At 70.3% G+C, this 12,850-nt stretch carries 16 protein-coding genes; 10 read left to right on the top strand and 6 right to left on the bottom strand.

Features of this window, described 5'->3' with window-relative positions; all coding sequences use genetic code 11:
- Genes IEZ27_RS38210 through IEZ27_RS38200 form a run of 3 tightly spaced genes read left to right on the top strand, consistent with a single transcriptional unit; the run spans window position 1 to window position 2,170 of the window.
- Complete coding sequence (locus tag IEZ27_RS38210; RefSeq protein WP_125642008.1) at window positions 1-795, top strand: hypothetical protein; 795 nt, start codon at window positions 1-3, stop codon at window positions 793-795.
- Window positions 792-1,859: a glycosyltransferase gene (locus IEZ27_RS38205; RefSeq protein ID WP_189651733.1), complete on the top strand. Its 1,068-nt coding sequence runs from the start codon at window positions 792-794 to the stop codon at window positions 1,857-1,859. Before IEZ27_RS38210 ends, IEZ27_RS38205 begins: the two co-directional genes overlap by 4 nt.
- Window positions 1,860-1,888: 29 nt before the next feature.
- Window positions 1,889-2,170 carry a metal-sensitive transcriptional regulator gene (locus IEZ27_RS38200; protein ID WP_080044376.1) on the top strand — a complete coding sequence of 94 codons (282 nt, stop codon included), beginning with the start codon at window positions 1,889-1,891 and terminating at the stop codon, window positions 2,168-2,170.
- A gap of 128 nt (window positions 2,171-2,298) precedes the next feature.
- Here the strand turns inward: IEZ27_RS38200 and IEZ27_RS38195 are convergent, their stop codons facing one another.
- Both IEZ27_RS38195 and IEZ27_RS38190 read right to left on the bottom strand, forming a co-directional pair.
- Window positions 2,299-2,460, bottom strand: a complete 162-nt coding sequence (locus IEZ27_RS38195; protein ID WP_020540796.1) for a hypothetical protein — start codon at window positions 2,458-2,460, stop codon at window positions 2,299-2,301.
- Between the two features lie 214 nt (window positions 2,461-2,674).
- Window positions 2,675-3,997, bottom strand: a complete 1,323-nt coding sequence (locus IEZ27_RS38190) for a hypothetical protein (RefSeq protein ID WP_229824726.1) — start codon at window positions 3,995-3,997, stop codon at window positions 2,675-2,677.
- A 53-nt stretch (window positions 3,998-4,050) separates the two neighbouring features.
- On the opposite strand from IEZ27_RS38190, the gene IEZ27_RS38185 reads away from it, so the two are divergent.
- Window positions 4,051-4,953, top strand: coding sequence for a DUF1349 domain-containing protein (locus IEZ27_RS38185; protein ID WP_189651731.1), 903 nt, complete (start codon window positions 4,051-4,053; stop codon window positions 4,951-4,953).
- Here the strand turns inward: IEZ27_RS38185 and IEZ27_RS38180 are convergent.
- Window positions 4,925-5,446 (bottom strand): gamma carbonic anhydrase family protein, encoded by a 522-nt coding sequence (locus IEZ27_RS38180; protein WP_189651730.1) that lies wholly within the window; start codon window positions 5,444-5,446, stop codon window positions 4,925-4,927. The two genes, IEZ27_RS38185 and IEZ27_RS38180, sit on opposite strands and share 29 nt — an antisense overlap.
- 147 nt (window positions 5,447-5,593) lie before the next feature.
- On the opposite strand from IEZ27_RS38180, the gene IEZ27_RS38175 reads away from it, so the two are divergent.
- The gene (locus IEZ27_RS38175) at window positions 5,594-6,706 is read left to right on the top strand and encodes a coiled-coil domain-containing protein (RefSeq protein ID WP_189651729.1); all 1,113 of its coding nucleotides are present in this window, start codon (window positions 5,594-5,596) and stop codon (window positions 6,704-6,706) included.
- Between the two features lie 161 nt (window positions 6,707-6,867).
- Here IEZ27_RS38175 and IEZ27_RS38170 read toward each other — a convergent pair whose 3' ends face one another.
- The 3 genes from IEZ27_RS38170 to IEZ27_RS38160 all read right to left on the bottom strand — a co-directional run bounded on the left by IEZ27_RS38170 (window position 6,868) and on the right by IEZ27_RS38160 (window position 8,699).
- Window positions 6,868-7,110, bottom strand: a complete 243-nt coding sequence (locus IEZ27_RS38170; protein WP_189651728.1) for a hypothetical protein — start codon at window positions 7,108-7,110, stop codon at window positions 6,868-6,870.
- Window positions 7,111-7,250: 140 nt separating this feature from the next.
- Window positions 7,251-8,003 (bottom strand): GntR family transcriptional regulator, encoded by a 753-nt coding sequence (locus IEZ27_RS38165; RefSeq protein ID WP_125641610.1) that lies wholly within the window; start codon window positions 8,001-8,003, stop codon window positions 7,251-7,253.
- Window positions 8,004-8,156: 153 nt separating this feature from the next.
- On the bottom strand, window positions 8,157-8,699 hold the full coding sequence (locus tag IEZ27_RS38160) for a VanZ family protein (protein ID WP_125641607.1): 543 nt from the start codon (window positions 8,697-8,699) through the stop codon (window positions 8,157-8,159).
- A 198-nt stretch (window positions 8,700-8,897) separates the two neighbouring features.
- Between IEZ27_RS38160 and IEZ27_RS38155 the strand changes: the two genes are divergently transcribed.
- From IEZ27_RS38155 to IEZ27_RS38135, 5 genes are read left to right on the top strand one after another with little or no spacing between them, the layout of a single operon-like run.
- Entirely contained in the window at window positions 8,898-10,307 is a 1,410-nt protein-coding gene (locus tag IEZ27_RS38155; RefSeq protein WP_189651727.1) for an aldehyde dehydrogenase family protein, read from the top strand.
- Window positions 10,300-11,097 carry a 2-keto-4-pentenoate hydratase gene (locus tag IEZ27_RS38150; protein WP_189651726.1) on the top strand — a complete coding sequence of 266 codons (798 nt, stop codon included), beginning with the start codon at window positions 10,300-10,302 and terminating at the stop codon, window positions 11,095-11,097. The genes IEZ27_RS38155 and IEZ27_RS38150 overlap by 8 nt, the downstream gene beginning before the upstream one ends.
- The gene (locus IEZ27_RS38145) at window positions 11,094-11,519 is read left to right on the top strand and encodes a RidA family protein (RefSeq protein ID WP_189651725.1); all 426 of its coding nucleotides are present in this window, start codon (window positions 11,094-11,096) and stop codon (window positions 11,517-11,519) included. Before IEZ27_RS38150 ends, IEZ27_RS38145 begins: the two co-directional genes overlap by 4 nt.
- Window positions 11,516-12,031 (top strand): 3-hydroxyanthranilate 3,4-dioxygenase, encoded by a 516-nt coding sequence (locus IEZ27_RS38140; protein WP_125641598.1) that lies wholly within the window; start codon window positions 11,516-11,518, stop codon window positions 12,029-12,031. The genes IEZ27_RS38145 and IEZ27_RS38140 overlap by 4 nt, the downstream gene beginning before the upstream one ends.
- Entirely contained in the window at window positions 12,032-12,841 is an 810-nt protein-coding gene (locus IEZ27_RS38135) for an amidohydrolase family protein (RefSeq protein ID WP_189651724.1), read from the top strand.
- Window positions 12,842-12,850 lie beyond the last annotated feature (9 nt).

The following is a 12,850-nucleotide window of genomic DNA, read 5'->3' as shown; positions in this document are numbered from 1 at the left end:
ATGCGCGTCGTGGTCACGGACGCCGAAGTCACCCTGGCCGACGTGCTCTCCCTGCGACTGGCCATCGACGAACCCCTGCGTGACGGCACCGAGCTCGTCCTGCGCCATCGCGCCACGGGGGTCGAGCGCGACGTGCGCCTCGGCCGGACGGGCAGCCGGACGCGGGAGGCCACGCTGGCCGTCTCGCTGGCGCCGCTGGAGCTGACCGCCGGCCGCTGGGACGCCTACCTGCGGCACGAGGGCCTGCGCAGCAGGCTGCGCAGCGTCGATCCCGGCTTCTCACTCGACCACCTCGACGCGTACGCGCTGTGCCGGCGCACGCTGGCCTACCGGTCGTACCGGACGCGTAACGGGTTTCTGGCCCTGAAGATAGCCGACGCCGCGCCGGCGGCCGAGGTGCGGGCGATCTGGTTCAGGGAGGGCCGGTTCGAGGTGACGGGGCTGCTGGCCTACACCGGGCTTGAGGACGACGACGCGCGCCGCGAGGCCACGCTCACCCTCGCCCGCAGGCCGACCAGAGAGCGGGTGTCGGCCACGGCGACCGTCCAGGGGGTGCGCTTCCACGCGGCCGTGTCGCTGGTGAACGTGGTCGCGGCCGACCCCGACACCGCCGGCACCTGGGAGCCCGCCCTGGAGGTCGAGGGGGTGTCCACGCCGCTGCGCCTGGGCGCCTGGCTCGACGACGTCGACGGCAAACGCAGACGGCTGCACTACCCGTCGGCGGAGATCGACGGCGTGCCCGTCCGGCCCTGTTACACCGCCGACGACGAGCTGCGCATCGAGGTGGGCGGATGAAGGTCAGCCTGGTCCTCGCCTCGGCGTACGGGATGCGCGGCGACGTGCGGGCCATGCTCAACCTCGCCACCGCCCTGTCCGAACGGCACGAGGTCGAGGTCATCAGCGTCAGGCGGCAGAAGGAGAAGCCGTTCTTCTCCATCGGCCCCAAGGTGGCCATGCGCAGCGTGGTCGACGCCCGGCCTGGGGTGCGCCACCTGCTCCCGCGCGGTCAGGTGCGCACCGAGGTGGCGCTCTGGCGGCTGCTGCGCGGCCTGAGGTCCGACGTGCTGATCACGACGAGGCCGGCGATCGGCGTCCAGGTGGCGCGGCATGCTCCACGTGAAACCCTCAAGATCGCCAGAGAGTGGGGGCGGCCCGCCGTACCCGGCCCGGTACGCCGGCTCTACCCGCGCCTCGACGCCGTCGTGACGGCCACGGAGTCGGCCCAGGAGGAGTGGACCAGGCTGCTCGGCGACGGGCCCGCCGTCCACTCCGTGCCGGACGCGTTGCCGTTCGGTCCGTGGCCGCGTTCGCGGATGGACAACCGGATCGTGGCGGCCGGGGGCAGGTGGGTGCCGGTCAAGGCGTACGACCGGCTGATCAGGGCGTTCGCGATCGTGGCCGACAAACGTCCCGACTGGCGGCTGCGGCTCTACGGCGGCGGCCCCGAGGAACGGCGGCTGCGGTCGCTGGTGAGCGAGCTCAACCTGCACAACCACGTCTACTTCATGGGCGTCACGCCCGACCTGGCGGGGGAGTTCGCCAAGGCGTCGATCGTGGCCAACCCCTCACGCAGCGAGGACCTGGGCATGACGGTGCTGGAGGCCATGGGCTGCGGGGTGCCCGTGGTGGCCTTCGAGGGCGCCAGGGGCCCCAGGGAGTTCGTGGCGACCGGCTACAACGGCGTGCTGCTGCCCGAGAGCGAGGGCGAGGCACAACTCTTCGCCGGGGCGCTGCTCGCGCTCATCGACGACGAGCGCCGGCGGCGCTCGCTCGCGGCCGGCGCCCTCGACACCGCCGTACGCCATTCGGCCGAGGAAGTGGCCGAGCAGTGGGAGAAGCTCTTGTCAGATCTCCGCTAGCCCATACGGGTTACGGGTACCGTAGAAGCATGCATGGGTACAGCGGAGACAAGCAGGCATATCTGACGCGCCTCCGGCGGATCGAGGGCCAGATCAGAGGCCTGCAGCGCATGGTCGACGACGATGCCTACTGCATCGACGTCCTCACCCAGGTCTCGGCGGCGACGCGGGCGCTCCAGGCCGTCGCGCTCGGGCTGCTGGAGGAGCACATCTCTCACTGCGTGGCCGACGCGATCAACACGGGTGGGCCGGAGGCCGAGGCGAAGGTGAAGGAGGCCTCCGCCGCCATCGCGCGCCTCGTCCGGTCTTAGGGCCGTCATGGAGCGGCCTCCTCCGTACGTAGGAGAGGGTCACCCACGATTGACTAGTTACCTGGAATCCCCGGGTACCACTGTCCCGGACCCCTCAGGAGCCCGGGACAGGTAATTTTCGATGGTCTTCAGCGACTCGCCGAAGTCCGCAATCCGAGCGCGTCGTCGAGTTCGTCCAAGGTCAGCCGCCGCTCGCTGACAGCCACGGCCGTGAGCACCTCGGCGTAGAGCGCAATCTCGTCCAACGCGACACGGTCGTGGACCCGAGAGTCCAGGTCGTCGTGCCCCACCGCGTCGTCCTCTCTTCCGCAGCCCACACCTTCTACGAGGTTACGGCGATGGCTCTTCCCGCGACATGGCCCATCGGAGTCATTCCTTTCGGCGTCACGGGGGCCCCACAGGGATCATTTCCCCAGCCCGAGATCACAATTCAGCGAATGGCCCGGTAACTGAAGTGATAGCGGGATATAGGAGGAGTAAAGGTGAAATAACGATATTAATGCGTTACGTGTGACCGATGTGATGATCGTCGCGTTCGTGGATCAGCTCGCGTACCAGCGCGCTCTGGCCGGCGAGCCCGTGCTGCGGCACCTTGGCCCCGGTCAGCCGGCCCCACGCGAGGCACGTCGCGTACGCGGCGCCCAGCACCGCCGCCTTGCTCTCCCGGTCCGGCGGCGTCACCACGGGCGGCACCGGCACCCCGCCCGGACGTACGGCGAAGCCCTCAGGCTCGGTGCGCTCGGCCGCCGAGGTGCCCGTGAGCCCGGCACGCTCCAACTCCCCGTACGCCCGCCTGAGCCGGTGGTTCAGCCGCTCGGGCAGCAGCCTCCTGGAGTCCGACAGGTCGGCCAGGTAGGCGGCGGCGGCCGTGGGCGCGTCGTCCACGAAGCCCAGCGCCTCGACCAGGTCGTAGACCGAGTGCGCGAAGTACGCGTCGGGGTCGGTCTCCGGCAGCAGGGCCAGGGCCAGCCGCGGCGGGCAACGTTCCAGCCAGACCCGGCGTACGGCGTCGTCGCCACGCAGGGCGGTGGCGTCGTCCCGGCCGGGCCGGCGCAGCATGGGCTCCACCATCGTGAGCAGCGCCAGCGCGCGCGGCCTGAACCGGATGTCGGACAGCAGCACCTGGGCGGTGTCGGCGATCAGCGCGGCCAGCCGGAGCGCGGCCCGCGACCGGCCCGCGCGCAGGCGTTCGGCCACCAGCGTGACCAGGTCGAGCAGCGGCGGCGCGGGCAACCAGCGCACCCACTCGTCGCCGGGCAGCGAGCGGCGCAGGTACTCGCCGAAGAGCGTGATCAGCCGTTCGTTGCCGTCGAAGGCCGGCGCGTACGCGCACCACATGATCGTCCCCCAGACGGCGGCGACCGTGCTCGGCACGTCGGCGGCGAAGATCTCCCCGAAGGCGGTCAGCGGGTAGTCGAGCTCCGGCTTGCGCCCGGCGCCGCGGACCATCTCGCCGATCTGCTCGGTCACCCCCGGGGGCACGTCGGGACCGATGAACGACTGGGTCGAGCCGGGCTCGGCGGCGAAGTCGGGCCCGGTGGGCACCACCTGGTCGGGCAGCACGGCGGCGGCGTGCTGCACCCTGCGCGCCCGTTCGCCTCTGGGCGGCGGCGCGGGATGCCAGCGGCCGTCGCCGGGGTCGTAGAGGTGCCAGCGTGCGTACGCGCCGTAGAGCCAGCGGTCGCCGTCCTGGGTGACCAGGACCCTGGCGGCCAGGACGTGCGCGCGGTCGGGCACGGACAGGCCCTGCCAGCGCGGGTCCGCGACCATCGCGCGGACCTCCGCCTCTGCCGAGGTGAACGCATCCCAGGGGCGCACGGCCGTCATCGTACTGGGCCTCCGGACTCTACCCACCGGCATTTCACGGCAGAATGTCCGCTATGAGGGCAAAGGTGGCGGGGGCGTTGGTTGTGGCGAGCGTGGTGAGCGGCTGCGGGATCGCGGCCGGTGCACCGCCCACCCCCACCGGTCCCGGAGTGCTCACCGTCCAGAACGCGCAGGCGCCCACGCCCGGCGGCGAGGTCGGATCGGCCTCCGGCGAGTTCGCCGACGCCGCGGAGCTGGCCGTGTGGAGCAAACTCAGCGACATCGAGAAGGACGTCGACAGGATCGCCAAGCTCGACGTGAACAAGACCGCCAAGGGCTCCCTCTACCTGGAGCCCAAGACGTCCACCTGGTTCGACGGCTTCCGCGGCCCGTTCGTCTACCAGGAGCTGGCCGGAGACATCGTCATGCACGCCCGGGTCAAGGTCACGGGCACGAAGGGCGGCAAACCCGCCCGCAAGTTCTCGCTCGGCGGCCTGATGGCCCGCCAGCCCGGCACGTACGACAAGCCCAACTGGATGTCCGTCACCACCGGCACCGCCGACGCGGCCGGGCAGGTCGAGGCCAAGTTCACCCTGGACGGCAGCTCGAAGCCGCTGGAGGTGGCGGTCAAGAGCGGCTGGGTGGACCTCGTGCTGGCCAGGCTGGGCCGGGTCGCCGTCGCGCTCTACAAGGAGGACGGCGGCGCCTGGAAGGTCGCCAGACGCTGGCCCTCGAACCTCCCCGAGGTGCTGCAATGGGGTGTCACCGCCTACACCGACTGGGACAGCTACGGCACCCTCAAGAAGGACGCCGCCAAGGCCAACGCCAAGCAGATCAAGGGCACGCCCGACCTCAAGCTGACCGTCGACTTCGTCCGCTTCCTCCGCCCCGAGCTGCCCGAGTACGCCGACCCGCTCAACACCGCCTCGGTGTCCGACCAGGTCCTGATCAAATTGCTGACGCCTGCCGGTGCCTGATCGCCTTGGCCATGTAGTTGTCCGGCGTACGGGCGAAGGAAGCCCGGTCGTCGTCGGTGAGCTCGCGCACGATCCTGCCGGGCACGCCGGCGACCAGCACCCCGGACGGGATCTTCTTGCCCGGCCCCACCAGCGCCCCCGCCGCGACCAGCGTGCCCGCGCCCACGCGGGCGCCGCCGAGCACGATCGCGCCGATGCCGACCAGCGCGCCGGTCTCGACGTGGGCGCCGTGGACCATGGCCTTGTGGCCCAGGCTGACCCGGTCCTCAAGGACCGCAGGCTGGCCCGCGTCGGCGTGCAGGCAGCAGAGATCCTGTACGTTGCACTCCTCGCCGATCTCGATCCGCTCGTCGTCCCCTCGGAGAACGGAGCCGTACCAGATGCTGGACGCCCGGCCCACCCGCACACTCCCGACCACGACGGCACCAGGCGCGATGTACGCCTCTGGGTGGATGTCCGGCACTGCCCCGTTATCCAACGCTGCTATGTACATTCGTCCAATCGTAATTCCCGCCTCAGGTATGGCGTTCCGGTTGCGGACGTGGGCAGATGGCAGGAAAGTCGTTTCCTGACGTCTCGTCGTCAGACCCTCACAACTCGCAGTTTTCCCCCGCCTCACGCAAACCCTTAGGTAACCCCCATGACAAACCAGCACGAGAGCATTCCCGATCTGATGCAAGAGGACACCTTCGAAGTCGTGATGCGCGGCTACAACCGCCGTCAGGTGCACGACTACATGATCCGTACCCGGAACCAGGTCCGGGATCTGGAAGAGCGGCTGGCGCGGGCGATCGACCAGGCGGAACAGGGCCGGGTCGAGCTGGCGGAGGCCAGGCGGCGGATGGTCGAGGCGCCCCAGAGCTACGAGGACCTCAGCCCGAGGCTCGCGCAGATCCTGAAGCTGGGCGAGGAGGAGGCCGCGGCCAAGCGCGCGGACGCGGAGGCCGAGTCGACCGCCGTGCGGGAGAGCGCGAGGTCGGAGGCCGAGCGGCTGGTGACGTCCTCGCGTGAGACGGCCGACAAGATGCTGACCTCGGCGCAGGCGGAGGCCGAGCGGCGGGTGGCCGAGGCCACGCAGGCGGCCGAACGGATGCTGGCCCAGGCGGGCGCGGACGCGGAGGAGCAGCTCGGGTCGGCCCGTACCGAGGCCGAGGACCTGCTGCGTGAGGCGCACACCGAGGCCGAGCGGCTGCTCGGCGCGGCCCAGAACGAGGCCGAGCGCGTGATGTCGACCGCCAACGCGCAGGCCGAGAAGCTGCTGTCGGAGGCGCACGGCGAGGCCGAGTCGATGCTGGCGGCGGCGCGGCAGCGCACGGCCACCCTGGACGAGCACGCGGGGCGGCGCGTGGAGTACCTGACCAACACCCACACCGAGGTCGTGCGGCGGCTGACCGAGATCGGCTCGGTGCTCGGCGACCTCATGCGCACCGAGTCGACGGCCGGGGCGCTCGTGCCGGAGGCGGCGCTCCCGCCCGCGCAGGTCGCCGCCAAGCAGGCCGTGCCCGTGCCGCCGCCCGCGCCGGAGGCCGCCATCGAGGCCGCGCCGCAGCCGTCCCCGCAGCCGTCCCCGCAGTCCTCTGCGCAGTCCGCTTCGCAGCCGTCCCCGCAGCCGTCGCCGCAGGAGGACGTGCGGGTGATCGTCGAGGAGGTCGAGGAGGTCGAGGAGGTCGAGGAGGTCGAGGAGAAGCCGAGGGGGCACGTCTCCGACGACACCGACGTGCACATCCTGCGGCTGGGCGAGTACCACACCTGAAGAGCGTGAAGGGGGCGGGAGCGGAAGCCCCCGCCCCCGATAGGGTCGGAGACTTCCGCGTTCTTGGCCCCGTTGGGGGCCCGGTACCGGGGCCGCCGAGACGCTGGACCCGGCACCGGGCTGCTCGCGTGCACAGGCTGGGGAACGCTCCACAGCCCGTGTCATGGAGGGGCGGGGCCGGCCCGCCACCGGACTTGCCGGCCGATCCGTCCCTCCTGGTCCCGGAGCTGGTCGCGCAGACCGTCCGGGTCGTCCGCGTCGATGGTCATCGCACATCCGGCGTCGCGCTGCGCCGCGCTGAGCGGGTGGTGGCGGGTGGCCCACCACCGGCCCGCGTCACTCCGCCAGATGGTCCACTGGGGGTACTCCCGGGCGATCTCGACAAGATGCCGATCGATGGGCATCTCTGTCCACCTTTCCCGGGCCCCAGGCGAAGGTTCCATCTCCTGAACGGTTCCGTCTCCTTAGAAGATGAGGGACTTCTCTAGAGAATTCAATGATCGTGATGGACAGGTCAACCTATCGCTTGACAGATCGGGTTGAACTAGGCGTCGAAGTCGTACTGGAGTACGTATGCCGCCGAGTCCAGCACCATCTCGTTGAGCTCGACGGGCAGGCCGCCCGCCGTGTACGCGGTACGGGCGATGACGATGACGGGGGTTCCTCCGGGCAGGTCGAGCAGCCCGGTCTCGCGGGGGGCCGGCATGCGGGCCCGTACCTCCTCGGTAAAGTGGGCCGGGGGCAGGCCCAGGTCGCCGAGTCTGGCGTAGACGCCGCCCGGTCCGGTGTCGGGCAGGGTGATGGCGCTGCCCTCGACCAGCCGGGCGGGGAAGGAGGAGGTGGCGAGCTGCACGGGCCTGCCGTCGACCGAGTAGCGGCGGCGGCGTACCCACACCTCGCCGCTCTCCAGTACGCCCGCCACCTCCTCCGGGGCACGCTCCAGCACCACCTCCACAAGGTCGACGGTGAACGGGCGGCCCCGGGTGTCGGCGTCCCAGATGGCACGCCCCTGACCCCACTGCTCTCGTGACAGGCGGCGCGAGCCGTGCCTGCGTATCGGTTTGAACAGGCGCACGTAGACCCCCGAACCTCGTTTGGGCACCGCCAGCCCTTCGTTGATCAGTACGGCAAGCGCCTGCCTGGCGGTGGCGCGTGCGATTGCGTAGTCGGCCATGAGCGCGTTCTCGCCCGGTAGTCGGTCCCCGTCGCGCAGCTCGCCGGAGAGGATCCGGGCGCGGAGGCCGTCGGCGATGCGGCGGTAAATAGGGGGCTCGTGGGGTACCGGGGATTCAGACACGTTTCGATCACCCTCTGTCACCAACCAGGTTGTGGCGTCTCCAGAGAACTTGCCCCGTCTTGTCCACGATCGCACAGATACAGGGGTTGGTCCCGAGCTTCTTTTGAGCGGATCGTGCCCGTGTGATGAATTCGGGGACGTTTTTGCAGGCCGTTATCGTGGAACGGTCCCAGCCGCTATTCGGGAGGCCCACCAGCGGCGAGTAACCAACGCGGCCAGCAGCGCACCCGCGGTGTTCATGATGACGTCGTCCACGGAGGAGAACCGGCCCAGTCTCAGGGCGTACTGGAGGAACTCGACCGTGACCGAAAAGGCCGCCGCGATGGCCGCAACACGGCCGTACGAGGCCATCGCGGCAGTGCGTACGGGCAGCAGCGCGCCCAGCGCGGCGAACACCAGCAGATTGCCTCCGACCTGCACCGTCACCGTCTCCCACGACGCCCCGGCGAGATCGGCGAGGTCCGTGAACGGCACGAGACTGACTCCGCTCCGACCGGTTGACGGCGTGAGGATCATCCAGATCCAGGGCGCGGTTCCGACAGCGATGCCGATGTCGGCGAGCGAGGTGCGCAGCGGCGCGGGATGCCCGGTGCGGACACGGTGGCGGGAGAGCCACATGATTGCCAGCAAGGCCACCGGGAGTGCAAAAGTACCAGCAATAATGATATTTCCCCATAATTCCCACGTGCGCGCCATTCGGTCATCATCTCGGGTGATCGAGGGGTACCGGAAGATGTCTGTATGGACAGGTCCGCGCGGGTCCGGCTGAGGGGTGGCTCAGTGTCACCGGGGCCACCACGGCACGGCGGGCCCGCGTGGTTCCGGCCCCGCCGAACTGTTGTCTGACCGTCGCCCGACGATCTATACCGGGAGGTGAGGCGAGAGGAGGCTGCTGTGCTGACCCATTTCATCGGCGGGCTGCCCGTGGCGGCGGGCAATGCGTTCCCGGTCCACGACCCGGTGACGGGCGGGGTGATCAGGCAGGTCCACGAGGCCGATCCGGAGGTGGTCGACCGGGCGGTGCGCGCGGCCAGGGAGGCGGCGCGCGACTGGGCGGGGATGCCGGTCGCCGAGCGCGCCGGATGGCTGCGCCGCCTCGCCGAGGGCATCGAGGCCCGCTTCGACGACCTGGTCACGGCCGAGATCGCCGACACCGGCAAACCACTCGGCCAGACCCGTACGCTCGACGTCCCGCGCGGCATCGCGAACTTCCGCGCCTTCGCCGAGATCGCCTCCCAGCGCCCCGACGACGCCTTTCACCTCGCCGGCATGCTCAGCTACACCGTGCGCAGGCCGCTCGGCGTGGTCGCCGTGATCGTGCCGTGGAACCTGCCGTTCCTGCTCATGACATGGAAGCTGGCCCCCGCCCTCGTCGCCGGCAACACCGTGGTGGTCAAGCCGTCGGAGCACACCCCCGGCTCGGCCGCCGTCTTCGCCGAGATCTGCGCCGACGCCGGCCTGCCGCCGGGCGTGGTCAACATCATCTTCGGCCACGGTCCCGCGGGCCAGCTCCTCGTCGAGCACCCGGGTGTGGACGGGGTGACGTTCACCGGCTCGACCAGGACCGGGACGCAGATCATGAAGACGGCCGCCGACCGGGTCAAGCCGATCTCGTTCGAGCTGGGCGGCAAGAACGCCGGCCTGATCTTCGAGGACTGCGACCTCGGCCGGGCCGTCGAGGGGACCGTGAAGTCGGTCTTCACCAACGGCGGCCAGGTGTGCCTGTGCACCGAACGGCTCTACGTAGAGCGGTCGATCTTCGAGGACTTCTGCGGCCGGCTCGCGGCCCGCGCGCAGGAGGTCGAGCCGCAGCCGATGATCTCGGCCGAGCATCGCGAGAAGGTGCTCTCCTACTACGCCCTGGCCCGCTCGGAGGGAGCCAAGGTGCTCACAGGAGGAACTGTCCCCGCGTTCGGCGATCATCGCGATTCCGGATATTTCGTGGAACCGACGGTAGTGACAGGCTTGTCAGAGTGGTCGCGTTTCAATCGAGAGGAGATCTTCGGTCCCGTGTGCCACGTGGCTCCTTTCGACAGCGAGGCCGAGGCGATCGACCTGGCCAACGGCAGCGAGTACGGCCTGGCCGCCACCCTCTGGACCACCAACCTCGACCGCGCCCACCGCGTGGCCCAGCGCCTTGAGGCGGGGCTCGTCTGGGTCAACACCTGGTACCTGCGTGACCTGCGTACCCCGTTCGGCGGCGTGAAGCTGTCGGGCATCGGCAGGGAGGGTGGCACGCAGTCGCTCGACTTCTACTCCGAGCCCACCACGATCACCATCAAACTGGAGCAACCCGATGTATGACGAATGGTCGCTGGCCGTGGACACGCGGGGTCAGGCCGCCGAGCGGCTCGTCGAGGCGGCGCGTACCGGAAAGCCGTGCGCGCCGGTCAGGGACCTCGTCGCGTCGGCGGCCGACGCCTACGCGGTGCAGGAGATCAACACCCGGCGGGCGCTGGCGGAGGGCCGGCGGCTGGTCGGCAGGAAGATCGGCGCCACCAACCCGCTGCTGCAGCAGAAGTTCGGCATCGACCAGCCCGACTACGGCATGCTCTTCGCCGACATGGCCGAGCTCGACGGGCTGCCCGTACGGGCCGGGCGGTTCCTCCAGCCGCGCGCCGAGGCCGAGGTCGCGCTGGTGTTCGGCGCGGACCTGACCGAAGGGCCGTTCACGCTGGTGGACGTGATCAGGGCGGTGGAGTTCGTGTTGCCCGCCATCGAGATCGCCGACTCGCGGATCGCCGACTGGGACATCACGATCGCCGACACGATCGCCGACAACGCCTCCAGCGGCGCGTACGTGCTGGGCGGCACGCCGATGCCGCTGTCCGGGCTCGACCTGGGCGCGGCGGCGATGACGATGACCCGCAACGGGGAGCAGGTCTCCTCCGGGTCCGGGGCCGCGTGCATGGGCAACCCGCTCAACGCCGCCCTCTGGCTGGCCGGCGCCCTGGCCGCCGGCGACCGTCCGCTGCGGGCCGGCGACGTCGTGCTGACCGGCGCGCTCGGCCCGGTGGTGCCCGTCGAGGCGGGGGACGTGTTCGAGGCGCGCATCGAGGGCCTCGGCTCGGTACGGGCGGTGTTCGGCACGTGAGCCGCGAGGCCATCCGCGTCCCCGGCAAGGCCGTGCCCCGGGGACGTTTCCCGCACGTCAAGCGCGCGGGCGACTTCCTGTACGTGTCCGGCACCAGCTCCCGCAGGCCGGACGGCACCTTCGCGGGCGCGCAGGCCGACCGGTACGGCGTCACCGACCTGGACATCCGCGCCCAGACGCGGGCGGTCATCGAGAACATCGGCGACCTGCTCAAAGCCGCCGGAGGCTCGCTCGCCGACCTCGTACAGATCACCACGTACCTGGTAAACATGAACGACTTCAAGGGCTACAACGAGGTGTACGCCGAATTCTTCGACGAGGAGGGTCCGACCAGGACCACGGTCGCGGTGCACCAGCTCCCGCATCCGCACCTGCTCATCGAGATGCAGGCCGTCGCCTACCATCCACAGGAGCGACCATGATCCCCCCGATTGACTTCACCAAGTGGATCGACGAGCACGCCCATCTGCTCAAGCCGCCGGTCGGCAACAAGGTCGTCTTCGAGGGGGCCGGTGACTTCATCGTGATGGTGGTCGGCGGGCCCAACTCCAGGACCGACTACCACGTGGACCCGTACGAGGAGCTGTTCTACCAGGTGCGCGGCAACATGCACGTCAACGTGGTGACCGCGGACGGGCCCGAGACCGTGCACGTCCGCGAGGGGCAGATGTGGTTGCTGCCGGCGCGCATGCCGCACTCGCCGCAGCGCCCCGAGGCCGGGTCCGTGGGGCTGGTCGTGGAGCGCATCCGTCCCGAGGGCGAGCTGGAGAAGTTCCAGTGGTACTGCGCGGAGTGCGGCGCCAAGGTCCACGAGGTCGAGCTCCAGGTACGCGACATCGTCAAGGACCTCCCGCCGGTCTTCGAGGCGTTCTACGCCGACGAGCGGGCCCGTACGTGTGACCGGTGCGGCGCGTTGCACCCTGGCAAGGGCTAGATGGTCATCGACGTCCACACGCACCACGTGCCCAAGGGCTGGCCCGACCTGGGCTGGCCCGGGGCGCCGCGGTTGCGGGTCGACTCCGAGCGGGAGGCGACGATCCTCGTACGGGACCGCGAGTTCCGCCGGATCCAGGACGACTGCTGGGACCCGCGGGTCCGGCTGGCGCGGATGGACGAGGACGGCGTGGACCGGCAGGTGGTCTCGCCCACACCCGTCTTCTTCGGCTACGACAGGACGCCCGCGGAGGGCGTGCGGATCTCCAGGGTCTTCAACGACCTGGCGCTGGAGATCTGCCGGGACCCGCGGCTGATCCCGTTCTGCCAGGTGCCGTTACAGGACCCCGGCCTGGCCTGCGCCGAGCTCGACCGCTGCCTGGCCGGCGGGCACCGGGGCGTGGAGATCGGCAACCACGTCGGCGACCGCGACCTCGACGACCCGGGCGTGGCGGAGTTCCTGGTGCATTGCGCGGAAAGGAACGTTCCCGTCTTCGTGCACCCCTGGGACATGGCCGGGGGCCGGCGGGTCGAGAACGCCTGGCATCGCAGGCACGACCTGGTCGGGGGCTGTGAGCGGCCGCCTTCGCACTACCTCGGCAGGTTCGGCGTCGACTCCGCCGTCTTCGACGAGCGGGCGCTGCGGCTGCTCGTCGACACCCTCGGGGAGGACCACGTCATGCTCGGTTCCGACTTCCCCTACCCGCTCGGCGAGTCACCGGCGGGCGAGCTGATCAGGAACGCCGGATTCCTGTCCGGCCCGGCGCGCACGAAGCTGCTCGGTGCCAACGCAGAGGTGTTCCTGGGCTGAAGGGGGCTC

The sequence above is a fragment of the Nonomuraea spiralis genome, assembly GCF_014648435.1.
Lineage (GTDB): Bacteria > Actinomycetota > Actinomycetes > Streptosporangiales > Streptosporangiaceae > Nonomuraea > Nonomuraea spiralis.
The sequence above is the reverse complement of the archived record's forward strand: the minus strand, read 5'-3'. Positions and strand labels throughout refer to the sequence as shown.

What these genes read in the sequence shown, in the direction of transcription:
- IEZ27_RS38160 (WP_125641607.1), bottom strand. Translation starts at nt 8,699, where the DNA reads ATGGCGCGCACGTGGGAATTATGGGGAAATATCATTATTGCTGGTACT.
- IEZ27_RS38190 (WP_229824726.1), bottom strand. Translation starts at nt 3,997, where the DNA reads ATGACGGCCGTGCGCCCCTGGGATGCGTTCACCTCGGCAGAGGCGGAG.
- IEZ27_RS38170 (WP_189651728.1), bottom strand. Translation starts at nt 7,110, where the DNA reads ATGCCCATCGATCGGCATCTTGTCGAGATCGCCCGGGAGTACCCCCAG.
- IEZ27_RS38135 (WP_189651724.1), top strand. Translation starts at nt 12,032, where the DNA reads ATGGTCATCGACGTCCACACGCACCACGTGCCCAAGGGCTGGCCCGAC.
- IEZ27_RS38175 (WP_189651729.1), top strand. Translation starts at nt 5,594, where the DNA reads ATGACAAACCAGCACGAGAGCATTCCCGATCTGATGCAAGAGGACACC.
- IEZ27_RS38185 (WP_189651731.1), top strand. Translation starts at nt 4,051, where the DNA reads ATGAGGGCAAAGGTGGCGGGGGCGTTGGTTGTGGCGAGCGTGGTGAGC.
- IEZ27_RS38205 (WP_189651733.1), top strand. Translation starts at nt 792, where the DNA reads ATGAAGGTCAGCCTGGTCCTCGCCTCGGCGTACGGGATGCGCGGCGAC.
- IEZ27_RS38210 (WP_125642008.1), top strand. Translation starts at nt 1, where the DNA reads ATGCGCGTCGTGGTCACGGACGCCGAAGTCACCCTGGCCGACGTGCTC.
- IEZ27_RS38200 (WP_080044376.1), top strand. Translation starts at nt 1,889, where the DNA reads ATGCATGGGTACAGCGGAGACAAGCAGGCATATCTGACGCGCCTCCGG.
- IEZ27_RS38150 (WP_189651726.1), top strand. Translation starts at nt 10,300, where the DNA reads ATGTATGACGAATGGTCGCTGGCCGTGGACACGCGGGGTCAGGCCGCC.
- IEZ27_RS38180 (WP_189651730.1), bottom strand. Translation starts at nt 5,446, where the DNA reads ATGTACATAGCAGCGTTGGATAACGGGGCAGTGCCGGACATCCACCCA.
- IEZ27_RS38140 (WP_125641598.1), top strand. Translation starts at nt 11,516, where the DNA reads ATGATCCCCCCGATTGACTTCACCAAGTGGATCGACGAGCACGCCCAT.